This is a genomic window from Lunatimonas salinarum, from assembly GCF_017811155.1.
Taxonomy (GTDB): Bacteria; Bacteroidota; Bacteroidia; order Cytophagales; family Cyclobacteriaceae; genus Lunatimonas; species Lunatimonas salinarum.
Map to the genome: position 1 here is coordinate 31,153 of NZ_JACVCV010000022.1, position 20,888 is coordinate 52,040.

At 48.3% G+C, this 20,888-nt stretch carries 14 protein-coding genes; 8 read left to right on the forward strand and 6 right to left on the reverse strand.

Going from position 1 to position 20,888, the window contains the following annotated elements; all coding sequences use genetic code 11:
• Positions 1-131: 131 nt before the first annotated feature.
• Together IAQ59_RS19520 and IAQ59_RS19525 are read right to left on the reverse strand one after the other, a co-directional pair.
• The gene (locus IAQ59_RS19520; protein WP_209332537.1) at positions 132-641 is read right to left on the reverse strand and encodes a DUF2911 domain-containing protein; all 510 of its coding nucleotides are present in this window, start codon (positions 639-641) and stop codon (positions 132-134) included.
• Positions 642-717: 76 nt separating this feature from the next.
• Positions 718-1,863: a Gfo/Idh/MocA family protein gene (locus tag IAQ59_RS19525; RefSeq protein ID WP_209332538.1), complete on the reverse strand. Its 1,146-nt coding sequence runs from the start codon at positions 1,861-1,863 to the stop codon at positions 718-720.
• A gap of 231 nt (positions 1,864-2,094) precedes the next feature.
• Here IAQ59_RS19525 and IAQ59_RS19530 point away from each other — a divergent pair, with 231 nt between their 5' ends.
• The 4 genes from IAQ59_RS19530 to IAQ59_RS19545 all read left to right on the forward strand — a co-directional run bounded on the left by IAQ59_RS19530 (position 2,095) and on the right by IAQ59_RS19545 (position 7,672).
• Positions 2,095-3,042, forward strand: coding sequence for an SMP-30/gluconolactonase/LRE family protein (locus IAQ59_RS19530; protein ID WP_209332539.1), 948 nt, complete (start codon positions 2,095-2,097; stop codon positions 3,040-3,042).
• A 9-nt stretch (positions 3,043-3,051) separates the two neighbouring features.
• Positions 3,052-4,317 carry a mandelate racemase/muconate lactonizing enzyme family protein gene (locus IAQ59_RS19535; RefSeq protein ID WP_209332540.1) on the forward strand — a complete coding sequence of 422 codons (1,266 nt, stop codon included), beginning with the start codon at positions 3,052-3,054 and terminating at the stop codon, positions 4,315-4,317.
• Positions 4,318-4,486: 169 nt separating this feature from the next.
• Complete coding sequence (locus IAQ59_RS19540) at positions 4,487-5,935, forward strand: arylsulfatase (RefSeq protein ID WP_209332541.1); 1,449 nt, start codon at positions 4,487-4,489, stop codon at positions 5,933-5,935.
• 162 nt (positions 5,936-6,097) lie between these two features.
• Positions 6,098-7,672 (forward strand): sulfatase, encoded by a 1,575-nt coding sequence (locus IAQ59_RS19545; protein WP_209332542.1) that lies wholly within the window; start codon positions 6,098-6,100, stop codon positions 7,670-7,672.
• Positions 7,673-7,867: 195 nt separating this feature from the next.
• Here IAQ59_RS19545 and IAQ59_RS19550 read toward each other — a convergent pair whose 3' ends face one another.
• Positions 7,868-10,177 carry an acyl-CoA dehydrogenase family protein gene (locus IAQ59_RS19550; protein ID WP_209332543.1) on the reverse strand — a complete coding sequence of 770 codons (2,310 nt, stop codon included), beginning with the start codon at positions 10,175-10,177 and terminating at the stop codon, positions 7,868-7,870.
• Positions 10,178-10,303: 126 nt separating this feature from the next.
• On the opposite strand from IAQ59_RS19550, the gene IAQ59_RS19555 reads away from it, so the two are divergent.
• The 3 genes from IAQ59_RS19555 (at position 10,304) to IAQ59_RS19565 (ending at position 14,687) form a co-directional block, all read left to right on the forward strand.
• Positions 10,304-11,545, forward strand: a complete 1,242-nt coding sequence (locus tag IAQ59_RS19555) for a polysaccharide deacetylase family protein (protein WP_209332544.1) — start codon at positions 10,304-10,306, stop codon at positions 11,543-11,545.
• A 3-nt stretch (positions 11,546-11,548) separates the two neighbouring features.
• Positions 11,549-12,598, forward strand: coding sequence for an alginate lyase family protein (locus IAQ59_RS19560; protein ID WP_209332545.1), 1,050 nt, complete (start codon positions 11,549-11,551; stop codon positions 12,596-12,598).
• 142 nt (positions 12,599-12,740) lie between these two features.
• On the forward strand, positions 12,741-14,687 hold the full coding sequence (locus IAQ59_RS19565; protein ID WP_209332546.1) for a heparinase II/III domain-containing protein: 1,947 nt from the start codon (positions 12,741-12,743) through the stop codon (positions 14,685-14,687).
• Between the two features lie 80 nt (positions 14,688-14,767).
• On the opposite strand, the gene IAQ59_RS19570 is transcribed toward IAQ59_RS19565, so the two are convergent.
• The 3 genes from IAQ59_RS19570 to gldC all read right to left on the reverse strand — a co-directional run bounded on the left by IAQ59_RS19570 (position 14,768) and on the right by gldC (position 19,818).
• Complete coding sequence (locus IAQ59_RS19570) at positions 14,768-16,234, reverse strand: hypothetical protein (protein WP_209332547.1); 1,467 nt, start codon at positions 16,232-16,234, stop codon at positions 14,768-14,770.
• Positions 16,235-16,247: 13 nt separating this feature from the next.
• Positions 16,248-19,130, reverse strand: coding sequence for a TonB-dependent receptor (locus tag IAQ59_RS19575; RefSeq protein WP_209332548.1), 2,883 nt, complete (start codon positions 19,128-19,130; stop codon positions 16,248-16,250).
• A gap of 346 nt (positions 19,131-19,476) precedes the next feature.
• A complete protein-coding gene (gene gldC, locus IAQ59_RS19580) occupies positions 19,477-19,818 on the reverse strand; it encodes a gliding motility protein GldC (protein WP_209332549.1) in 342 nt (113 codons plus the stop codon).
• Positions 19,819-20,092: 274 nt separating this feature from the next.
• Between gldC and kdsB the strand changes: the two genes are divergently transcribed.
• A complete protein-coding gene (gene kdsB, locus IAQ59_RS19585; protein ID WP_209332550.1) occupies positions 20,093-20,833 on the forward strand; it encodes a 3-deoxy-manno-octulosonate cytidylyltransferase in 741 nt (246 codons plus the stop codon).
• The last annotated feature ends 55 nt before the right edge of the window (positions 20,834-20,888 follow it).

Here is a 20,888-nt window from a genome sequence, read left to right on the forward strand (position 1 = left end):
TAGCCAGTTTGTCTGTGATAACAAAAAGTGATACCCAGCCAACCGATCGTATCCCCGATTTATCGGTGTTTTTGCTTGCATAAAAAAAGCTGTCCGGGAAGGACAGCTTTTTCTATATAGTTGGGTGTCTGTTATTCAATCTTCACTTTGGCTCTGCCATATTCCCACTTCACCTCCATGCCATCTGCATGGATATCATAGGTGAGGTTTTCGGTTAAAGTGGAGGTTTGGCCTGAAGCTACATTTACACGTAACGCATCCTGACTCTGATCATATTGCGTACCCCATTGTCCGGTTTGCTTATTGAAAATAAACGTGCTAGTGCCTTCATTTGGTATGATGAAGAAACTGTATTTACCAGCAGGCAATTCCTTCCCTTGTACCTTGATGGCTTTGGAGGTTTCAAAAACAGTGGCTTCATTTGCCCCTGCGCGCCAAACTTTGCCCAGCGGCACCAATTCGCCAAATATGGTCCTTCCTTTCACCGCAGGACTACCGTAGTTTACGGAGATCTTGGCGCCATTGATGGTTCCTTCTGCTTTTTTTGGCGGGCTGGCCCGCTCTTGGCAGAAGGACATGAACACTACGCTGAACATGAGTAGGGAGGAGATTCCGAGTGATTTGAGCATATTTGTTTTCATCTTGTTGTGATTGGTTTTGTTGAGTTTAAAGGAATACCTAACAGGAACGCATTTTTATCCCCATAGGTTTTGAAAATCAAATTTTTACCCATGCCTGCTTGCGATGACTCTCGATGATCCGCTCGCAGATCAATAACTCCCGGTATCCGTCTTCAAAGGTCGGGAAGCTTGGCGTTTCAGGTTGTTTGCCTGCTTCTATTGCCGCATACACTTCCTTAAACATCTGTTTGGAAGTATCTGGAAATCCTTCGTTGTGTCCACCGGGGAAGCTGATCAATTTAGCTGCTTCGGGTGAAAAGAGCGAAGGATCCTTCATCAGGTGGTGGTTGGCCGTCTCCCGCTTTCCGATCCATAGTTCATTCGGCCGCTCGGAACACCATTCAAAGTTGGATTTGGATCCTGCAATCTCGATGTTCAGCCTATTTTTTCGACCCGCATTTACCTGGCTTACGGTTACCGAGCCTTTGTTGCCATTGTCAAAACGTAGCATCACAGTGGCGTGGTCTTCGGTGTTTATAGGTACTTCTTCGTAGTCGGAGGCTTGCAGCATTTTTCCACTATAAGTCTCGATAGCCTTTAGCGGTTTCAAACGGGTCTTGTGCACGGTAGAAAAATCCGCCATCACCTCCGTTACTTTCAGTCCGGTTACATACTCGGTCAAATCTAACAGGTGGGATCCAATGTCTGCGATTGCCCTGGAGTCACCGGATTTATCTGGTTCCAGTCTCCAGTTATAATCGGTTTGTAGGAATAGCCAGTCTTGCAGATAAGAGCCCATAATGGAATATACATCCCCCAATTCACCGGATTCCCTCATGATTTTCATTTGGCGGACCATGGGATAGTACCGTAGGTTAAAATGCACGGCATTGACGAGCCCCGTTTTTTGGGCTAGTGCGACCAGTTCTTCAGCCTCCTCAATTTTGGTGGCCAACGGTTTTTCACATACCACGTGTTTGCCGGCTTCCAATACGGCCTTGGATTGTGCATAGTGCAGAAAATTGGGCGTGCAGATGTGCACAGCCTGGATTTCATCGTCTTTCAGCATGTCTTCGAAGAGCATAGCTTTTTCAATGCCCAAAAGTTGGGCCTTTTGTTCCGCTAGTTCCTGCGTTACTTCGCAGAGGGTACTTACTTCGATGTTCGGAATACGGCGGAGAGCTTCTATGTGGGCGGGTCCGATAAAACCGGTACCTACTACAGCGACTTTGATTTTTTCCATAGGGGATATTGTTCAGATTAGTTGAAAAGATTAGCCCTAAAGATAGCCGCTAGTTTTTTATTTTTCAATTATGGGAACCATATCCTTTCATTTCAGGTCCATGCTGACTTTTTTGACTCGTTCCCCCGCATAAGGATTGATTTTCTTTTTTACCTGCTGTATATGTGCCAAAAAATATGCTAAATTGAGCGTTCTTTTACCCAAATGATCCTTTAATCTGAACAGACAATAATGAACCTAAAATTTTCTGTATTTCGGGTAGGGGGGATGCTTCTTGGTCTTTGCATGGGCATTTTATCTACTTTTGCGCAATCTATCCTCAAGCTGGATCCCGGTATGGACCGGTTAATGGACGAAAATGTACAGGTCAAGAAAATTGCAGAAGGCTTTACCTTTACCGAAGGTCCTGTTTGGAACGCCACCGAAGGTTACCTGCTCTTCAGCGACATTCCTGCCAATACCGTCAATAAGTGGACTCCCGACGGTAAAGTAACCCCTTTTCGACAGCCTAGCAACAATGCAAATGGATTGACCTATGATCGTACCGGCAACCTGCTATTAGCCGAACACAGCGGTCGCAAAATTGGCGTTTTGCGCCAGGATGGGAGCTATTCTACTTTGGCAGACCAATATCAAGGAGTTCGTTTCAACAGTCCAAACGATGTAATCGTAGACCGGAAAGGAACCGTTTATTTCACGGATCCGCCCTATGGATTGGATAAGGCAGCGACGGATACGTTGGGTTTTAACGGGATTTATCGGTTTGAAAAAGGAAAGCTGACCCTGCTTGCCGATGACCTCTATAGGCCCAATGGTCTAGCTTTGTCTCCTGATGAGAAGGTGCTGTATGTTGCGAATTCTGACAAGCCAAAAAAATACATGAAATTCGCCCTAGCCAAAAATGGCAAAGTAGGGAAAGGCGAGCTATTCTTTGACGCATCCGCGCTAGATGGGGCCGGCTCTCCGGATGGGATTAAAGTAGACAAGGAGGGAAATGTGTACGCCACAGGTCCCGGTGGTGTTTTGGTAATAACACCCCAAGGCAAGCACCTCGGAACAATCCTTTTTCCCGAGGTTCCGGCAAATCTGACATTTGGGGGTGAGGATGGACGTACGCTTTATGTTACAGCGAGAACTGGTTTGTATGCTGTCAAAGTAAAGATCCCGGGAAATAAATAAGGCAACAAAATGACCTTCAATAGACGAAAATTTATCCGAAATGCGGCTGTTACGGGTATTGCAGGTACCCTCCTTCATCCAAGCCGTTCGTGGGGAGAAGCGCTGTCCTGGCAGACGGATCTCTCGGACTTGGACGAACTAATCGCAAAGCCGGTTCTTGACGTGTCACTGTTTACCCAGCCCATTATCGTGAGAAGTATTGAATTGCTTCGCTTTGGTGACAACTTTCTGTGTAGGGTTCGGTCAACCGATGGTGCCGAGGGCATATCCGTGAGTAACAACATGGTCATGACGCACCTTTACCCCATTTTTACGAGGAGGGTACAGCCCTTTTTCATAGGGAAGGATCTGCGGCATTGGGAAGCGTTGTTGGAAGAGGTGTATGTTTACCAATCCAATTATAAAATGCAAAATCTGGCATTTTGGGTGCCTTTGGCTACTTTGGAGTTTGCTGTGCTGGATCTGATGGGTAGGATGGCCAACCGACCGATAGGGCGGTTGCTCGGTGAGATCCATCATCCGCAGATTGCCGTGTACCAAGCCAACAATTACCGGGGCAAATCGGCCGAAGAATCCATCGATTTGATTGAGAAAGATGTTCGGGAAACCCATGCAAAGGCATTGAAATTCAAGGTGGGAGGGCGTATGAGCCATAATCGGGATTTTCCCCCAGGTCGGACAGAGAAGCTGATTCCCTTGGTGAGGGAACGGTTTGGAGATGAAATGGTCATTTACGCCGATTCCAATGGGTCTTATACAACTCAAGAAGCTATACGGATCGGGAAGCTGATGGAAGAGCACGGATTTGACTTCTATGAGGAACCTGTACCCTTTGATTGGTATCCTGAAACGCTGGAAGTAGCGCAAGCGCTTACCATACCCATTGCCGGTGGAGAGCAGGAGCCAAGCATTCGAAACTTCCGTTGGATGATCGGCAATCACGCGCTTCAAATCGTGCAGCCTGACATTTTCTACTTTGGAGGGATGGTCCGATCAATGAAAGTGGCCCGTATGGCCGCCGCTCGAGGCATGGAATGTACCCCTCATATTTCCGGGTCAGGGTTGGGCTACTTGTACATGATGCATTTTGTGTCTGCGGTGCCCAACGCCGGCCCTTACCACGAATTCAAAGGATTCAACAAAGAAATACCATTGGAATGTGTTACTTCGTCCCTGAGCAGCAAGGACGGCGTGGTGGAGGTGCCTTCCGGGCCAGGGCTTGGTGTAGACATTGATCCCGAATACATCGAAAAACACCAATTGGTATCAGCCTGATGTCCTTGTGTGTAGACTGGACGACCTGGAACCTCCAGCGGATGGAGCAAAAGACTAAAAGGAACAATTATAGACACATGAAATCGAGCACGACGCAAGCGACACACGGAGGAACGATTGTAATACGTGCGAGATTCCATCTGACCGCTTAAAGACAAATTATAAACAGATGAAATACCTCGTAGTAGCCACATCACTTATTGCATCATCAACCATTGGTTGTGCTCCCAAGGTGGAAGAATCGAATCAACGAGCACCAAATATTATCTATATTCTTGCCGACGATCTGGGCTACGGTGATGTAGGCTTTCACGGTCAGGAGATCATCCGAACGCCAAACATTGATCGGCTAGCCAAAGAGGGCTTGGTATTTTCCCAGCATTATTCCGGATCTACTGTTTGTGCACCTTCCCGGAGTACCTTGGTATCTGGGCTGCATACAGGCAAGGCCCCGGTGAGAGGGAACTACGAGATACGGCCGGAAGGACAGTATCCCCTTCCCGATTCAGTCAAGACGATCTTTGAGTTCGTTAAGGAGGCAGGCTACGCAACTGGCGCATTCGGTAAATGGGGCCTAGGCTATCCCCGCTCGGAAGGTGATCCCAATAATCAGGGAGTAGACATCTTTTATGGCTACAATTGTCAGCGTATTGGGCATAATTATTACCCTTTCCACCTTTGGCATAACCAGGATTCAGTCGTATTTGTGGAAAATTCCGGCACTAACCTTGGTGTTTATGGTCCGGAAGTGATTCACAGGGAAACCTTAAAATTTATAGAAGACCATCAGGATCGGCCATTTTTCATGTATGTGCCAACCATCATACCTCATGCGGAGCTGATCGCACCGGATTCTTACATGATGCGTCACGTAGGGAGGTTTGAAGAAACTCCCTATGAGGGGGTCGACGATGGCCCTACCTACAAGATAGGCGGCTACATGTCACAGCAAACCCCCCGTGCAGCCTTTGTGGCGATGGTGGAATTACTGGATGAGCAAGTAGGTGAGATTGTGTCGAAGCTAGAGGAATTGGGATTACGGGAAAATACCCTCATCATCTTCACTTCTGATAACGGTCCCCACAAGGAGGGCGGAGCAGATCCTGAATTTTTCAATAGCAACGGGCCGTTGCGGGGACATAAGCGGGACCTGTATGAGGGAGGGATCCGGGTACCCATGCTCGCCAACTGGCCTGGAAAGATTAGTCCTGGCAAGACAGATCATCTTTCCGCCTTTTGGGATGTGTATCCTACAGTTGCCGAAATCATCGGCAAGCCCGTTGAGCAGGCAATCGATGGGATTTCCTTTTTGCCGACGTTGATGGGAAAGCCTGAGACCCAAGTAAAGCACGATTACCTCTACTGGGAGTTTATCGAACAGGGTGGAAAGCAAGCAATCAGGAAGGGAGATTGGAAGGCTGTCAGAACCAATCTGAACCGCGAAGAAAACCCACCTATAGAATTGTATAATCTGAAAGAAGATTTGTCCGAGTCCGAAAACCTAGCTGATCAGCATCCAGAGATAGTAGCCGAAATGAAGCAGTTGATGGAGCAAAGTAGGGTGCCGAATCCTGTTTTCAAGCTTTATCTTTCCGAACTTAATCAATCTACCCAATGAAATCGAGCCTGACGCAAGCGACACTCGGAGGGATGCCCCGATAGCTATCGGGGAAACCATGCGACCTCCCTATCGGTAGGCAGGGATTCCCTGTCTGCCGATAGGGGAGCCATTCCGATTAACTGGGATATATTCTGACCATAAAAAAGCAATTATAGACGCATGAAAAAGTATCGCCCAATCGTAATTTTCCTATTGTTTTGGGGCCTTATTTCCTGTCAGGAAGAAAGCCAAAAGTCACCCAATGTATTGTTTATCCTGGTAGATGACCTGGGTTACGCCGATCTGGGGTTTTCAGGTAGTAGCTACCACGAGACACCCCATTTGGATGCCTTGGCGGCGGAAAGCTGGCATTTCACCCATGGTTATTCGGGAAGCCGCGTTTGCAGCCCTGCCAGGGCTACGCTCATGACTGGCCAATTTACGGCCCGCCATGGAATCACAGACTGGATAGGAGCGAAAACGGGTGAGAGCTGGCGGGAACATAATCGGTTTGATCCAATGTTGCCTGCGGATTACCACCATTCCTTGGACTCTTCGCACACCACGCTGGCGGAGGCGTTCAAAGCACAAGGTTACCGTACCTTTTATGCAGGAAAATGGCACTTGGGCGATGTGGGCTCCTACCCGGAAGATCATGGCTTTGACCGGAATGTAGGGGGATGGGATAAAGGCTCTCCGGTTGGCGGCTTTTTTTCACCTTATCAGAATCCTAAATTAACCGATGGCCCCCCGGGTGAAAATCTGACCACCCGTCTGGCGCAGGAAGTGGCAACTTTTATGGAAGAAGAAAGTGATCAACCTTTTTTTGCGATGCTTTCCTTTTATGCAGTACATTCTCCCATTCAAACTACCCAAGGAAAGTGGGCCAAATACCGCGAAAAGGCGCACCAGCGAGGCATCGAACCCGAGGGCTTTGAGATGGGAGAGAAGCTACCTTTCCGAAAGGTGCAGGATAATCCGGTGTATGCAGGTTTGGTGGAATCAGTAGACGATGCGGTAGGCATAGTGGTAAACCAACTAAAAGCACAGGGATTGTATGATAACACCATCATTGTCTTTACCTCAGACAACGGCGGTGTGGTGGCTGGCGATAATTTTTCAACCAGCAACTTGGTCGTGAAGGGAGGAAAAGGGCAACATTGGGAAGGGGGAACGCGAGTCCCCTACCTGATCCGCACGCCGCACTTTCAGCCAACAGGAAAGGTTACCTATTCGGTAACCGGAGCCGATTTTTTCCCTACGTTACTGGATTTGGCAAATCAGCCACTTTTGCCCATGCAACACCTGGATGGCATTAGCTTGAAGCCTCTTTTGCAAGGGTATGAGTTGCCTGAGCGTTCCCTTATCTGGCACTATCCCCATTATGGTAACCAAGGAGGAGTGCCGTCGAGCGTCATTCGAAAAGGCCCCTGGAAGTTGATCCACCACTGGGAAGATAGTCATCAAGAGCTGTACCATGTATTAGATGATCCATTTGAACGCGAGGATAAAATCCAGCAGTTTCCGGAAATTCGCCTTAGTCTAGGGACCGAGCTGAATCATTTTCTGGAGCAGGCATACGCTAAACTGCCTCAAACCGACCCACTGTTTGAAAGGGAGAAATACGAGGCTAGAATCGTGGATATGCGAACCAGACTCTTGCCCAATTTGGAAAAACAGCGAATGGATTTTCTGGATCCCAATTGGCAACCCAATCCGGACTGGTGGGGCAGTCAGCCGGTGACGGTTGACTGATTTTCAAAAGGAGGGCAAAACAAGGAAAATTAACGCGATTGCTGCCGTGGTAATCAACGCCGTGAGTGGGGCAGCAATCCTGGTTTTTAATAGTCATCGAAGCGGTGCCTGCCGGATAAGGTAATCGTGCTTACCCCAAATACAAAGCACTAAGGCGACGGCCAATATGCCGACTATCCACAGTTGTTCCATGTGTTAGGAGGGCTGATAGGTTACAATGGGTGCCGCCAAACAAGTTTCGGGAATATCAAAGGCTTGTACCAGCGGTACAGCCTCTTTACGTATCTCCCAACAAAGCTGATTTACCAATTTTCGGATGGCTTTGGTTTTTACTCCCTCCATGTAGCCCTGTTCCAGGTACCATCCTTTATTTTCTTCCATCGTATGCAAGGCGTAGAGGTCGCATAGCTTTTTCAACACGCTTTCATAAGACTTGCCTTTACTTGCCTTGACCGCATGAATAAACTGCTCCAAAACGACTTTTTCGATGAAGGCCGTCCCAACGTTCACAAAGTGATGTTGACAGACATTGAATGCATCAAAGGGATCCAAGCCGTCTCCGATCAACCTGCGCATCCGTCGGGCAGCCGAATCTACCAAGTCACTGGCCCGATACTCGAAGGCGCTGAGCTGAAAATCCGGATCGGTCAAGTGTGATTCGTCGGTGTTGCGGACAATCAGTGGGTTCTTCTCCGTCAAAGAGGTTTTGGTCCTAGAGGCAAGGTACGTCACAATAGTAAAGAAATTCATGTTTTCAAACTGATCCCGGTAGGCACTCAGCCTACTTTTGGCTACCAGTTGCATCAGTACGGTATTATCACCCTCGAAGGTGGTGTAGATATCCGTATCGTTCTTGAGGGCATCGATGCGGTTTTCCGATAGATATCCCTTGCCCCCACAAGCTTCACGGCACTCTTGGAGCGTTGCGGTGGTGTTCCAGGTAATATAGGATTTGAGACCAGCAGCCAATGCTTCTAGTTCCTGCATTTCGGATTCCTTTCGGTTCATAAACCGCTTGGTCATGTATTGCATGGCAAAATGGCCCGCGTAAGTTTTGGCCAATAGCGGCATCAATCTACGCTGATGCATTCGGTAGTTCAGGATGGGCACTTCTTCCCCTCCTTCCGGGCCAAACTGTCGCCGTTGGTCGCCGTAGCGGATGGCAATGGCCAGCCCACTTTTAGAAGCCGCGATGGCAGACCGGGGAATCCCTATCCGACCGCCGACCAACGTCCCCAACATCGTAAAGAAACGCTTGTTGTCGCTGGCGATGGGGGTTTCGAATTCACCTCGTTCGTTTACTTTTGCAAAGCGGTCCAGCATATTTTCCAAGGGTATTACGACCTGATCAAAGGCAATCAGCCCATTGTCTACCCCATTGAGCCCCATTTTTCTGCCACAGTCCTCAATGTGTATCCCGGGAAGTGTTGCACCACCTTCGTCTCTCAATGGGACAACAAAGGCACTGACTCCGTAGTCCGTACCGTCAATGATCAACTTGGCAAAAACGGTCGCCATACGACCGTGGAGGGCAGCGTTGCCGATGTATTCTTTCCGAGCTAGCCGGTGGGGTGTATGAATCGTAATGGTTTGGTCACGGTGTTGGTAGGTGGCAGTGGTTTCTATCCCCCGCACATTGGATCCATGGTTGGTTTCGGTCATCGCAAAGCAGCCTGGAAGTTCCAGTGTGCCTATTTTGGGGAGGTATTTGGCGTGGTGTTTTTCGGTTCCCAAGGATAAAATACTCATTCCCCATAGGCCAAATTGCACGCCAAATTTGATGACCATGCTCAAGTCCCGGTAACTCAAGGTTTCCATGACTGAAAAGTATGCCTCCATATCGTTTTCGCCGCCTTGTGCGATAGGGTAGCCGATTTTTCCGAAACCGGCATCTGCGACGATTTTGCACCAGGTGAGCACTTGTTCCCGATAGGCGCTTAGGTCCCCTGGATCAACGTAGCCAAACGCGGGTGTTTGGATAAGTGCTTTGACACGACGGATTATTCCCGCTTGATCTCCGTCTAAAAAACGGGCCAATTCCCCCACTGAAAACGCGGTTTCCGTTCCATAAGAGGTGGTCTGCGTGGGGTGATCTTCCTTAAACCGATAGATGGCACTACGGCCCACAATCCCAAGATTTTCTTCTAATCTCTGCAGGTCTTTTTTTACATGGTTGATGTTTTCTTTTACCCAGTCAGTAGGTAGTTCCTTTTTGGCCAATGCCACGCTAATTTCCGTAAGGTTTTCAAAATCCACTCCTTCCTCTACGAGCTCTTTGACGGATTTAACCCAATGGGCAATTTCCTGTCTGTCAGGGGCATTTGTGGGTGTCACTTTTTTTAGCAAAGCCGATCTATCCGCCTCATCCATCCATAGAGTGTCCCGGATGAAGGATTGTAAAGTCTGCCACTCCTGTTCACGCAAGACGGCATCAGACCATATCACATACAGAAACGGATAAAAAACCAGGTTTTTTGTGGTTGAAGTTGCCTTTGTAGCTTCCATAAAAAGGTATTTAAGGGTTTACGTTTCAAGTTACCAATTATCTTTTCAAAAACAGTGCGGAAAGTTTGTGGAAATTACGCTATTTTGGTCCATGTTAAAATGATGAAACCCAATTGATCCAGGACTATGAAACCCTCCATTATCTTCCTCAGCTGTTTTTTTCTTTTAGTATACGTAATCAACCCTTCTTTTGGTCAAGAAGTTAAGTTTCCCTGGCCTGAAGGCAAGAAAATGGCGTTGAGCTTGAGTTTTGATGACGCCCGGGCCAGCAATCCTACCCACGGGATTCCATTGTTGAATGAGGTGGGCATTCGTGCGACGTTTTTTGTGATTCCCCAAAGCGTGAGAAATAACCTCAAGGGGTGGCAGCAGGCGGTGGAAAGTGGCCACGAAATGGCCAACCACTCCATCATTCATCCATGTAGTGGCAACTTTGTATGGTCCCGAAATAAGGCCTTGGAAAATTACACCTTGGACAAAATGCGTGAGGAGCTCTTGCAGGCAAATTTTGAAATCGAAAACCTCTTGGGAGTGACGCCTACTGTGTATGCCTATCCCTGTGGACAGATGTATGTGGGTAGCGGTCAGCATGCGCAAAGCCTGATTCCGCTGATTTCTGAATTGTTCGTGGCGGGAAGAGGCTGGCTTGCAGAGGCACCGGTGGATCCTTTGTATGCTGACATGGCCCAACTAACAGGCATAGAGATGGACAATAAAACGTTTGAGCAAATCAAGGCGTATATCGATCAGGCATCCCAAAGTGGGCAGTGGCTTGTATTGGCAGGTCATGAAACCAATGATTCCGGAAGGCAAACCACTTACCTGGAAACGTTACGCCAACTGGCGGCCTATGTAAACGACCCTGAAAATGGCATCTGGGTCGCACCCATCGGGGAAATTGCCGATTATGTGCAGGCAACTAGAATGGCGATGGCCGATACGGTCAATATGCCCCAACTGGTACGGCCAACCAAGGACGGTAAATTGCATCTTACCGCTGAAAACGGACGTGGTGTTGGCCCACGTATTGAGTATATGCCTGATTGGAGGGCATTTGGATGGTTTACCGGAAAAGACCGGGTAGAATGGGAGGTGGACGCACCCCAAATCGGTACCTATCAGGCTGTAATGGAGTGGTCTGTATCAGACAAAGAATCCGGTAAAGGCTTTGTGTTTGAGTCCTCTAAGGATAGTATCAGAGGTCAGGTGGAGCGCTCGGGTTCCTGGGAAACCTTTAAGACGCTGTCCATTGGAAAGTTGATGCTGAATGGAGGGTATAATAAGTTGGTGTTCCGGCCTGAAGACGATTTTGGAGCAGAAGGAGCGCTATTGGATTTGAAGCAGGTCACGTTGATTCCGGTTTACTAGTCTATGTGGGTACTTATATTTATCGGTTGGTTTGGGGCATCCCACCCTCCCGTTGCGACACCGGAATTATGGAATACGCTGCTTTATGCCGGTGGGCAACCTTTTTCAGGTATGGGAGTGGACGAAGCAACGATTCGTGCGCTGGATGTTGATTTTCAGCAAGTAAGAAATCTTCCTCCCCATCCGACCGATCAGATTTTTTACGAAGGCTTGCTAAACACCGATCCCAGGCGTATTCAAACGGAAATACACTTGCGGGATATGGACCGCCTTTCTTTGTTTTATTGGTATTACGAGCTTAAGGATTCCGCGCAGGCCATCTTTCCCATGAAGCAGCTAGCCTTAGCCTGGGTATCTACGTATGTGCCCACCGGAAATCCCATCAACGAGAACAAATTGGTTCCATTGATCTATGCCTATCCATTGCTATCGCCTCATCTGAATAAAGATGAAAACACCCGGTATAGGGATTTTTTATCGAAGCTGGCAAAGCAGGTAAGGGATTTCCCCAAGACACCGATGAACAACTGGGAAACCAAGCGCATCCATTTGCTGGGTGTCACTGGGTTGGTTTTGGGGAAAGCTGATTATACCGAGTGGGCCGAGAGCCGTTTTCGCAATTACGTAGATCTATGCCTTTTTCCGGACGGTAGCAGTTCGGATATCCGGCAACGGGATGCGCTTAGTTATCATGTCAGTGCATTAAAGCCCCTTTGCCAATTTTTGATTTATTTGGAAGCCCTGCAGCCGGGGAAAGGTTCCGCCTTGTTTTCCTATTCCGGGTCTTCGGGTGGCAGCCTCCAACAGTCCCTGCGGTTTGTTTTACCGTATGCCAAAGGAGAAGCCGTCTATGCCCAATGGAACAACACCAAGGTGGCTTTGGACAGGCAACGTGCGAAAGCTGGCCTGGCGGAGTATCAACCGGGAGTGTTGTATCAGGCCCAACGGGCCTGGGACACCCTTGCCATGGGATCCTTTTTTGACCGAACCCTTGCGGTGGAGGATTGTCGGCATATGGTGTGCCAGTTTGTGCAAGGGGTGGTAACCAAGTGACTGGTCTTACCTCCAAACCATACAAATGGATTTGGTCGATTTTGTAAAGTTAATTGATTTAGGTCCAAAAAATGTGTAGTATTAAATCTAATAAACAGCCTCAAACCATCGTTTTTTGCCTTTTATCTCAACCTCATTCAGCATGAAGCAAAGCCCATTGATTTGCACCCTTTTAGTACTATTGATCAGCGTCCAATTTACCCCCGCCCAAAAACTGGTGAGTGGTAAATACACGTTGGCCGAATTGGAGCAAAGTCTTATTCCGCACTCACAGTGGAATCCATTTCCTCCAGTATCAGATCGGACTGCGTGGAATTCCCTCGACAGAGCCACGCTAAGTGCTTATCTGAAGACAGCGAATGAAAATATCGCTTACGAATGGCCGTATATACCTGCCACGAAATCACTGCTGATCGAGCGGACCGGAGACCGGGACGAGTACCAGGCAATTACCTTTCAGAAGCGACGTATGTTGGGTACGATGATTCTTGCCGAGATATACGAGAATCAAGGGAGGTTTATAGACCCGATCATAAATGGGATATGGTCCATTTGCGAAGAGTCTTTTTGGGGGGTTCCGGCCCACTTGCCCAAGACGAAAGAAATCTCCGGGTTGGTAGACGTGACCAAGCCATTCGTGGATTTATTTGCAGCTGAAACGGCCACCTATCTAGCTTGGGCGGATTATTTTTTCGGGGAACAGTTTGACCGGATTTCTCCCCAGATTCGCAAGCGCATCCGTCACGAAACGCGGACTAGGATCTTTCAACCTCTTATGAATCAGCATCATGGTTGGATGACCGCTAACTCCAATGGGCGCCCACCCAACAACTGGAACCCATGGATCGTTTCCAATTGGATAAATTCAGCATTGCTTTTGGAGGAAGATCAACAAAGGCGTTCGGAAATGGTCTACAAGGCGGTGGAGGTATTGGATAATTTTTTGGATCCCTATCCCCAGGATGGAGGATGTGACGAAGGACCAAGTTACTGGGGAGCTGCAGCCGCCTCTCTGTTTGATTGCTTATCCCTGCTGAATCTGGCGAGCCACGATGCCTTTGCCTATGTGTACGAAGATGAAAAGGTCCGAAACATGGGAAAATTCATTTACCGGGCACAGATTAGTGAAGCCTACTTTCTGAATTTTGCCGATGCGGATCCCCAACCGAAGATGTCGGCGGCCATGATTTATCGCTACGGAAAGGCTATCCAAGACCTAGATATGATGAAATTCGGGGCCTATTACTGGGAGCCTTTCTCCGGTGCCCTACCTAATTTCCATTATTTCCGAAATTTCTTTGAGCTAGTTGTACAGGATGAGATCGTGGCAGCAGATAAAGGGTTGCCGCTTCCCAAAGACGTGTGGCTTCCCGATATTCAGGTGATGGTGGCAAGGGACCAAGCAGGTACTACCGACGGGTTTTTCCTTGCGGCGAAGGGGGGGCACAACGATGAAAGCCACAACCACAATGACATTGGGAATTTTGTTGTCTATTACGATGGGCAGCCTTTACTGATAGACGTCGGTAGGGGTACTTACACCCGCAAGACCTTTAGTGAGGACCGATATGATATCTGGTATAACCGATCTGACTACCACAATCTTCCTACCATCAATGGGCAAACACAGCTTCCAGGCAGTCAGTTTCGGGCCTCGGACGTTTCGTATCAGGCAAGGCCTCAGGTGTCTCAGATGAAGCTGGATATCCGTCAAGCCTATCCGCAGGAATCAGGCGTGGAAAGCTGGCAGCGGACGATTGTACTAAACCGAGGCAAACAAATTCGTTTGGAAGACTTGGTCCGGCTTAGTGAGGCAAATAACATCACCCATCATTTTATGTCCATTTATCCCGTTAGCGTATTGCGCCCCGGCGTACTTGCCATCCCATTTATTGGGAAGGATGGGCAAGAGCGAAATTTCCAGTTGACATACAACCCACGTCAGATGGAGGCGTTTATCGAAAAAGTGCCCCTTACTGCCCCCGAGGATAAAGGAATCATCACCAAATGGGGAGACACCATCTATCGCGTAAACTTTGAGGTGAAAGAGCCCAAACTAAAAGATACCTTTCGGTTTTTGCTGGAATAACCGGAAAAGGTATCTTTGATGTCTAACAGTCTAAAGTACTGATTATTTGATATCTAACCCATGTTCTCATGGATGATCGCTTATCTCGGTAGGTCATTTCCGATATATTCATTTGGGTTGGCTGGTGGAATGGTAGATCCCCACTTCTGATTGATCACCTCGATGAAACGGTTTGCTATAAAGGCGCTGGCCCGTCCGTTGGGATGTACCCCGTCCACAGAGAACGCTCCATTGGGAGGAGCGATACTGGGTGAGAGTGCGACCCCTCCGGCGCTTACTTGTCCCTGAATCACCTCGTTGAACAATTGGTTGATGTCTACCAACACGAGTCGATCACTTTGCGCTTGTACGGCGTTGGCGATGATCCCGTTAAAGGTGTCTATTTTCTGGGCAAGCTCGTTCCTCTCGGAGGGTATCAGTACGAACTCGTCTCCTACAGGGATCGTCAATCCCACGATATTCAGGGGGTTCCCTCCCACAGTGGTTCCTAGGATTTGTGAGAGTGTCAGAGTTGCCCGGTCGTCCGCGTTACTTAAGCGGATGGATGGTAGTCCCAAGCCGGACAGGTCTGTCAGCGTTTCATCGGTCATTACAAATCCGTTGGCACCTGCCTGAAAGCTTATCCTACGAAGGTTACGTTCTACCTCGGTAATGAGGTTTCCTGCAAGGGCCTGGTCAAGGCCTTGATTGTAGCCTTGATAAGCGCCATTTGCGAGGGTAACCTGGCCGGGACTTAGCGGTACGGCATTCCATGGAACAAGCGAGAAGTAGGGTAGGGCATTGATATTCGGTATGTTTGCCACTGCGCCTTTGGCGTTGGGATTCGCCTGTAGCATGGTACCGAGCGCGAGGGAGTACCTAGCGGCAAAGTCGGCATCAGAGGTAAGTAGCGATGGGTTCGCACCACCTGTCAGGGCATAACCCAGCACGTCGTTCTTGCCCAGCCAAAAGGTGAAGAAAGTTCCGCCATTCGCCAGTGCTGCTGCGGCATCACCCACAAGGGTGGAAGTTCCCGGGTTGCTGGCAAAGCGGGCATATTCGGGATTAAATGCCGGATGATTCGGCTGGTTGATATTTCCGGTTTCCGGTATCAGCGCAGTGGCCAAGGTAATTCTATTCACCCCAAAATTATTCAGTTCTGCTTTATTGCCGGTAAACGGCGTAATGGGGTTACCGGGCACAATGGGGTTCGGCAACACCATACCGGTGCTGGGATTGGCCTGAAGGATCAATCGACCCAAGCTAATGCCCCCGGGTCCGGGGCTGAAAAATCCAACCTCAGCGTTGATATCGGGCACGTTAAACGGGCCACCTCCGACTTGTTCCATCTGTCTGGCCAGGATGACCGCAAATCCGTTTTGCTGGGAGCGATTGTACAGTGCGCCGTCCATGACACCTGCGGTGATGGATGACCCGATGCTGATCATCTTGCTAAAGTCCGCTTCACCGGCACTTGGTTCAGGCACCGGAGATTCTGGGAATTCGTAATTACAAGCAGCGGCAACCGCCAAAAAGGCAACAAGGAGGTATTTTGAGTAGAAGTTCATGACGTAGGCTGGTTTAGTTTAACAATTCGTCAAACGTGATGGAAAGGTAATAAATCGCTCCGATGGTCGGTCCACCAAAATTGAGAATGTACCGATTATTGAAGATATTCGATCCGCCGAGTTTTACGATGCTTTTGATGTCTTTCAACCGATAACTTAGCTGGGCATCTACATTGTGGAATTCGGGAACATCTCCCTGCGCAAAGGAAGACTCCCAGCGGAAACCCGTTTGGTATCGATAGGCAACGTTGAAACCTAGATTTTGGGTTAGTTTGCGGTTGCCAAACATCAGATTGGTCTTGTGCTCAGGGGTGTTGAAATCAGAGATAAAGCCTTCTTCAAATTCGGTAATCAAGCGGTTAAAGTTGTAATTTCCGCTGATCGTGTAGTTTTTCGGTAGATTGTAGGTGATGCCAATGACCGCTCCGTGTGCCCGTACCTCCCGGTCGTCTACATTGGTATAGGTTTGAAAGGTGTTTTCCAAGCCCGGGATGGTAATCGGTGTTAGCAGCGTGGGTGCATTCACGGCATTGATGGCGCCCTGATCGGTACTCAACGCCGCTCCCGGGAATACCGGTCCCGGCGCTTTGCGAACTGCCGTCTGCGTGATAAAGTCGTTGTATACATTGTAATAATAGGCCATGTCTATCAGCAGTCGGTTGTTGTTGAGCAGTCCTTTGTATCCGATTTCAGTGGATCGCACCTGCTCGGGCCGCAGTTCCGGCAACGATTCCACCCGCTGCAAAAGTGCCGTGGCCGATGGATCTACCGGGCTTGCACCGGCACCTACAGCGGCAGCATACCGCTGCACAGAGGCTAGACTAAACGAATTTTCAAAAATATTATACTTCTCGCGGTAAAACGGCAGCCCACCGATCAATCGGGCCGACACCACGTTTAGGTCGATGTGTTGTCCCTGGGTAGTAGGCATTCGGAATCCCGTTTGATAAGAAGCCCTGAAGTTGCTGTTGCCTTCTGTCCAAACTCCGGAGATTCTGGGGCTGAACTGGCCTTGGAAGTTTTCGTTTTTATCGTATCGAATGGAGCCGGTAATTTTCAATTTGTCGTTTACAACGCGCTTGGCACCCTGTACGAAGGCACCGATTTCCTGAATCGTAATATCGTTGCCTTCGGTGTCAGCGAAAATCGTTCCATTGGATCGGAGGTCATAGATCCGATAGGAACCACCTGCCAGCAAGTCCATAAACGTTATTTCGTTTTTGAAATTATACTGGCCTTCTACCATATTCATCTGGGAGCGATCGTTGAACAACGCACCTTGGGGAATTACCTCGCCTCGAATTTGGGAGGTTGCTTGATTAAACTCGCTGGATCCGGGCATGAATCGGCCGACGTCGGCTTGTTGGCGGGCAAACTGATGGGCCATGGCTTGCTGTGCAGCACTACCCATCGTGCCGGGTGCCACCTGCTGCTGTGCCATCGCTCCCATATAATTGAGGGTGTATTCACCAAACCAAGCGGAGTTGTTTTTCCAAGTGTCGTTGATGTTTACGCCCAATAGATCCGCAATGTAGGAATCTCCCGAGTTTTCTCGGGTAGTGTAGGTGCGCACAAAATAGTTGTCTCCTTTGAGCTCCAGTTTGTGCTGGGTGATGTTAAAGTTATTGAGGGAGTAGCGTTGGGCCCCGGTGTATACCGAAGTTCCTGCACCGTAGTTGATGGTGTAAGACAGTTCCGACCGATCATTTATACGATAATGAAGGGCTCCGTTGAATTTGTAGTTTTTGGCACCGTAATCTACCAAGTGCCGCTCATCGTAGCCTGTGCGGGACACCACTTGGTCCGGAATGCTACCGATATACCCACCTAAACCTAGTGCATTGGCCTGGGTTTGAATGGCAGCTACATTTCGCAGTAGACCAATATTGTTGGACACTTCGTCGCCGAAAACGTGTACTTGGTTTTCTCCAGGATTAAATGGTAGATTGCCTTGGGCGTCTCGGTTCAAATCAGTGCGGTCTGTTCCGTGCCAATCCGTGGCCTCTAGAAAGGAAGCGCTGATTTTGAAAGCCAACTTGTTGTTAAAGGCATGAGCATAGCGGATGGCGCCTTCGTACATGGGCTGCGGATTGGAGGGTTCTCCAGGGCGGCCATTGAAATGATTGAAGCCTTGTTTGTAAAATGCACTAAGTCCTTGATAGTCAAATGGACTTTTGCTGTTTACCAACAGTATTCCGTTAAACGCATTAGGTCCATACAGGGCAGAGGCGGCCCCTGGTATGAACTCTACGCTCTCTACATCCAATTCGGAGGGACCATTGAGGTTTCCGATCGGAAAGTTCAATGCGGGCGCCTGCGTGTCCATGCCGTCTGTCAATTGGACAAAACGCGTATTGCCGGTGGAATTAAATCCCCTTGCATTCAAAATCTGAAAGTTGATCGATGAAGAAGTGACATCCACTCCTTTGAGGTTCGCAATGGCCTTGTAATAGGAATCGGAGGCTGTCTCCCGTATGGCCAAGATATCCATTTTTTCTACGGTAACGGGAGATTGAAGGATGCTTTCCTCCACACGGGAAGCTGACACGACCACCTCTTGCCCGAGGAAGGATTGCTCGGCAAGGGAGATAGCCAGTCCACTAACATTTTCCTCGGTAACTTCCACCTCTTGGGTAGCAAAACCAACCATGGAAAAAACCAACGTGAGTGGGGGAGCTTGGTTTACAACAAGCCGAAAATTGCCGTCCAGATCAGTCACCGTTCCCATGACTTTCCCCCTTACCAGGATATTAACTCCGATGAGTGGATCCTTTGTGTCTGTCTCGGTCACTTGACCGCTGATCGAGGTTTGTTGGGCGAAACTTTGCTGCATCCAAAACAAACCGACCAATACCATGGATAAAATTTTCGCTGAGATTACGTATTTGTGTAACATATGCTTCTTGGCTTATTGTTAACGTATTTTAATAAGGAAAACAGGTGGTTACACACCTATTCGAATTCGATAGGTGACCTAATGGGAATTGGCTAGGTATTTCAATTACATAATAACGTATTCTGATAAAAATAGTCAATGTTTTGCGTCGAATATTTTTGGTGAAAATCCTTTGGGAGTTCCACCAAAAATGATTTTCTACAAAACAAGTTGAATGGACAGACAGAAAAGCCCTCTTTTTTGCCAATATACTCCGTTAGCTAGCAAAAAATTCGAAAAAACATAAAATCAAAAAGGGGGCTTGCGCTGAATTTATGCAAATTCTGAAATGGACCTAAAAACGACCTTAGCCCTGATTTTGATTTTCTTCGTTGACGTGTTTTACGAGTCGGTCGCAAAGGTCTTTCAGTTCTTCTGCGTAGTACTCGTCGCCGGTGGCGTTTAGGATGGTTTGGGCCATTCCTCCTAGGATATCGATGTAAAAGCGCTTCATTTCCGCTACCGACATATCGTCTGTCCAAAGGTCAATGCGAAGCGTGCTGTGGTTGAGGTTATCCCACACATTCAGGCTGATGCTTCTGGTGGATTCCATGCCTTCACCTTCCTTGTCGGTTGCATTCCACTCGATGGATTTGGGTAGGTTTTTCTCATCTAGGCTGATCGAGAAATTGATATCTGATTTTTTCATCTGTTTATAATTGATTTTAGCGGGTCACCTGTCTGCAAACCGACCGCATAGTCAAGCCCATGTGTCTTTTGGATTATCTGTAGGTGCATATGCGCTAATAAATCGGCATTTCAATGGCGATTGCGGCGCAAAAATAAGAAAGTTTCTACCACAATTGGCTTCAATTTTGCCTAATTTTGCCATCCAAAGGAAATTTTGTGCCGCTGATCTTGATAGTGCGGTGCCTTTCAGATTTTCTTTTTACGATAAAGCTGACGAAATTTTATTCAAAAAAATGAAAGTTGTAGCCTTGATTCCCGCGCGATTTGGTGCCACTCGGTTCCCGGCTAAGTTGATGGCTGATCTCTATGGGAAGCCACTCATAGCCCGGACGTACCTGAGTACGGTAGCTACAGGCGTATTTGATCAGGTAGTGGTGGTAACTGACCACGAGGATATCGCACAGGTGATCCGTTTGGAGGGAGGAGAAGTGTTTATGAGTATCCGCGAACATGAGAGCGGATCGGATCGGATTGCAGAAGCTGCAGCGACCATGGATGCCGATGTAGTGGTCAATGTGCAGGGTGATGAGCCCTTTCAGGACGAAAAGTCCCTACGGCAGTTGGTGGAGGTGTTTAAGAGTCCTGACGTTCAAGTTGCTTCCCTGATGACCACTATCTTGGATGGTTCACAGGTGCAAAATCCCAATACAGTGAAAGTAGTAGTAGACAAAAATAGGTTTGCACTGTACTTTAGTAGATCCCCTATTCCTTATATCAGAGAGTCGCCGGCCCAGGTTAGTTTTTTTCGCCACATTGGGATTTATGCTTATCGGAAAGAGCTGCTCATGGCGTTTACTCAGTGGGAAAAATCCGGACTAGAGCGTACGGAAATGCTAGAGCAGCTCCGATTGCTGGAAAATGGCGTTCGCATCAAAATGGTTCATACGATGCACCAAGCGGTTGCGATCGATACGCCGGAGGATTTGGAAAAGGCCAAGGCGTATTTTTTGCTCCATTTCAGTCATTTTATTTAGGTTAAAGTAAGGATAATAAGAAGGTTATCTTTGTGTTTTTAGTTCGGAACAGGGG

Excerpts from the sequence above, each read along its gene's own strand:
- IAQ59_RS19520 (WP_209332537.1), bottom strand. The coding sequence starts at position 641 with ATGAAAACAAATATGCTCAAATCACTCGGAATCTCCTCCCTACTCATG.
- IAQ59_RS19525 (WP_209332538.1), bottom strand. The coding sequence starts at position 1,863 with ATGGAAAAAATCAAAGTCGCTGTAGTAGGTACCGGTTTTATCGGACCC.
- IAQ59_RS19530 (WP_209332539.1), top strand. The coding sequence starts at position 2,095 with ATGAACCTAAAATTTTCTGTATTTCGGGTAGGGGGGATGCTTCTTGGT.
- IAQ59_RS19535 (WP_209332540.1), top strand. The coding sequence starts at position 3,052 with ATGACCTTCAATAGACGAAAATTTATCCGAAATGCGGCTGTTACGGGT.
- IAQ59_RS19540 (WP_209332541.1), top strand. The coding sequence starts at position 4,487 with ATGAAATACCTCGTAGTAGCCACATCACTTATTGCATCATCAACCATT.
- IAQ59_RS19545 (WP_209332542.1), top strand. The coding sequence starts at position 6,098 with ATGAAAAAGTATCGCCCAATCGTAATTTTCCTATTGTTTTGGGGCCTT.
- IAQ59_RS19550 (WP_209332543.1), bottom strand. The coding sequence starts at position 10,177 with ATGGAAGCTACAAAGGCAACTTCAACCACAAAAAACCTGGTTTTTTAT.
- IAQ59_RS19555 (WP_209332544.1), top strand. The coding sequence starts at position 10,304 with ATGAAACCCTCCATTATCTTCCTCAGCTGTTTTTTTCTTTTAGTATAC.
- IAQ59_RS19560 (WP_209332545.1), top strand. The coding sequence starts at position 11,549 with ATGTGGGTACTTATATTTATCGGTTGGTTTGGGGCATCCCACCCTCCC.
- IAQ59_RS19565 (WP_209332546.1), top strand. The coding sequence starts at position 12,741 with ATGAAGCAAAGCCCATTGATTTGCACCCTTTTAGTACTATTGATCAGC.
- IAQ59_RS19570 (WP_209332547.1), bottom strand. The coding sequence starts at position 16,234 with ATGAACTTCTACTCAAAATACCTCCTTGTTGCCTTTTTGGCGGTTGCC.
- IAQ59_RS19575 (WP_209332548.1), bottom strand. The coding sequence starts at position 19,130 with ATGTTACACAAATACGTAATCTCAGCGAAAATTTTATCCATGGTATTG.
- gldC (WP_209332549.1), bottom strand. The coding sequence starts at position 19,818 with ATGAAAAAATCAGATATCAATTTCTCGATCAGCCTAGATGAGAAAAAC.
- kdsB (WP_209332550.1), top strand. The coding sequence starts at position 20,093 with ATGAAAGTTGTAGCCTTGATTCCCGCGCGATTTGGTGCCACTCGGTTC.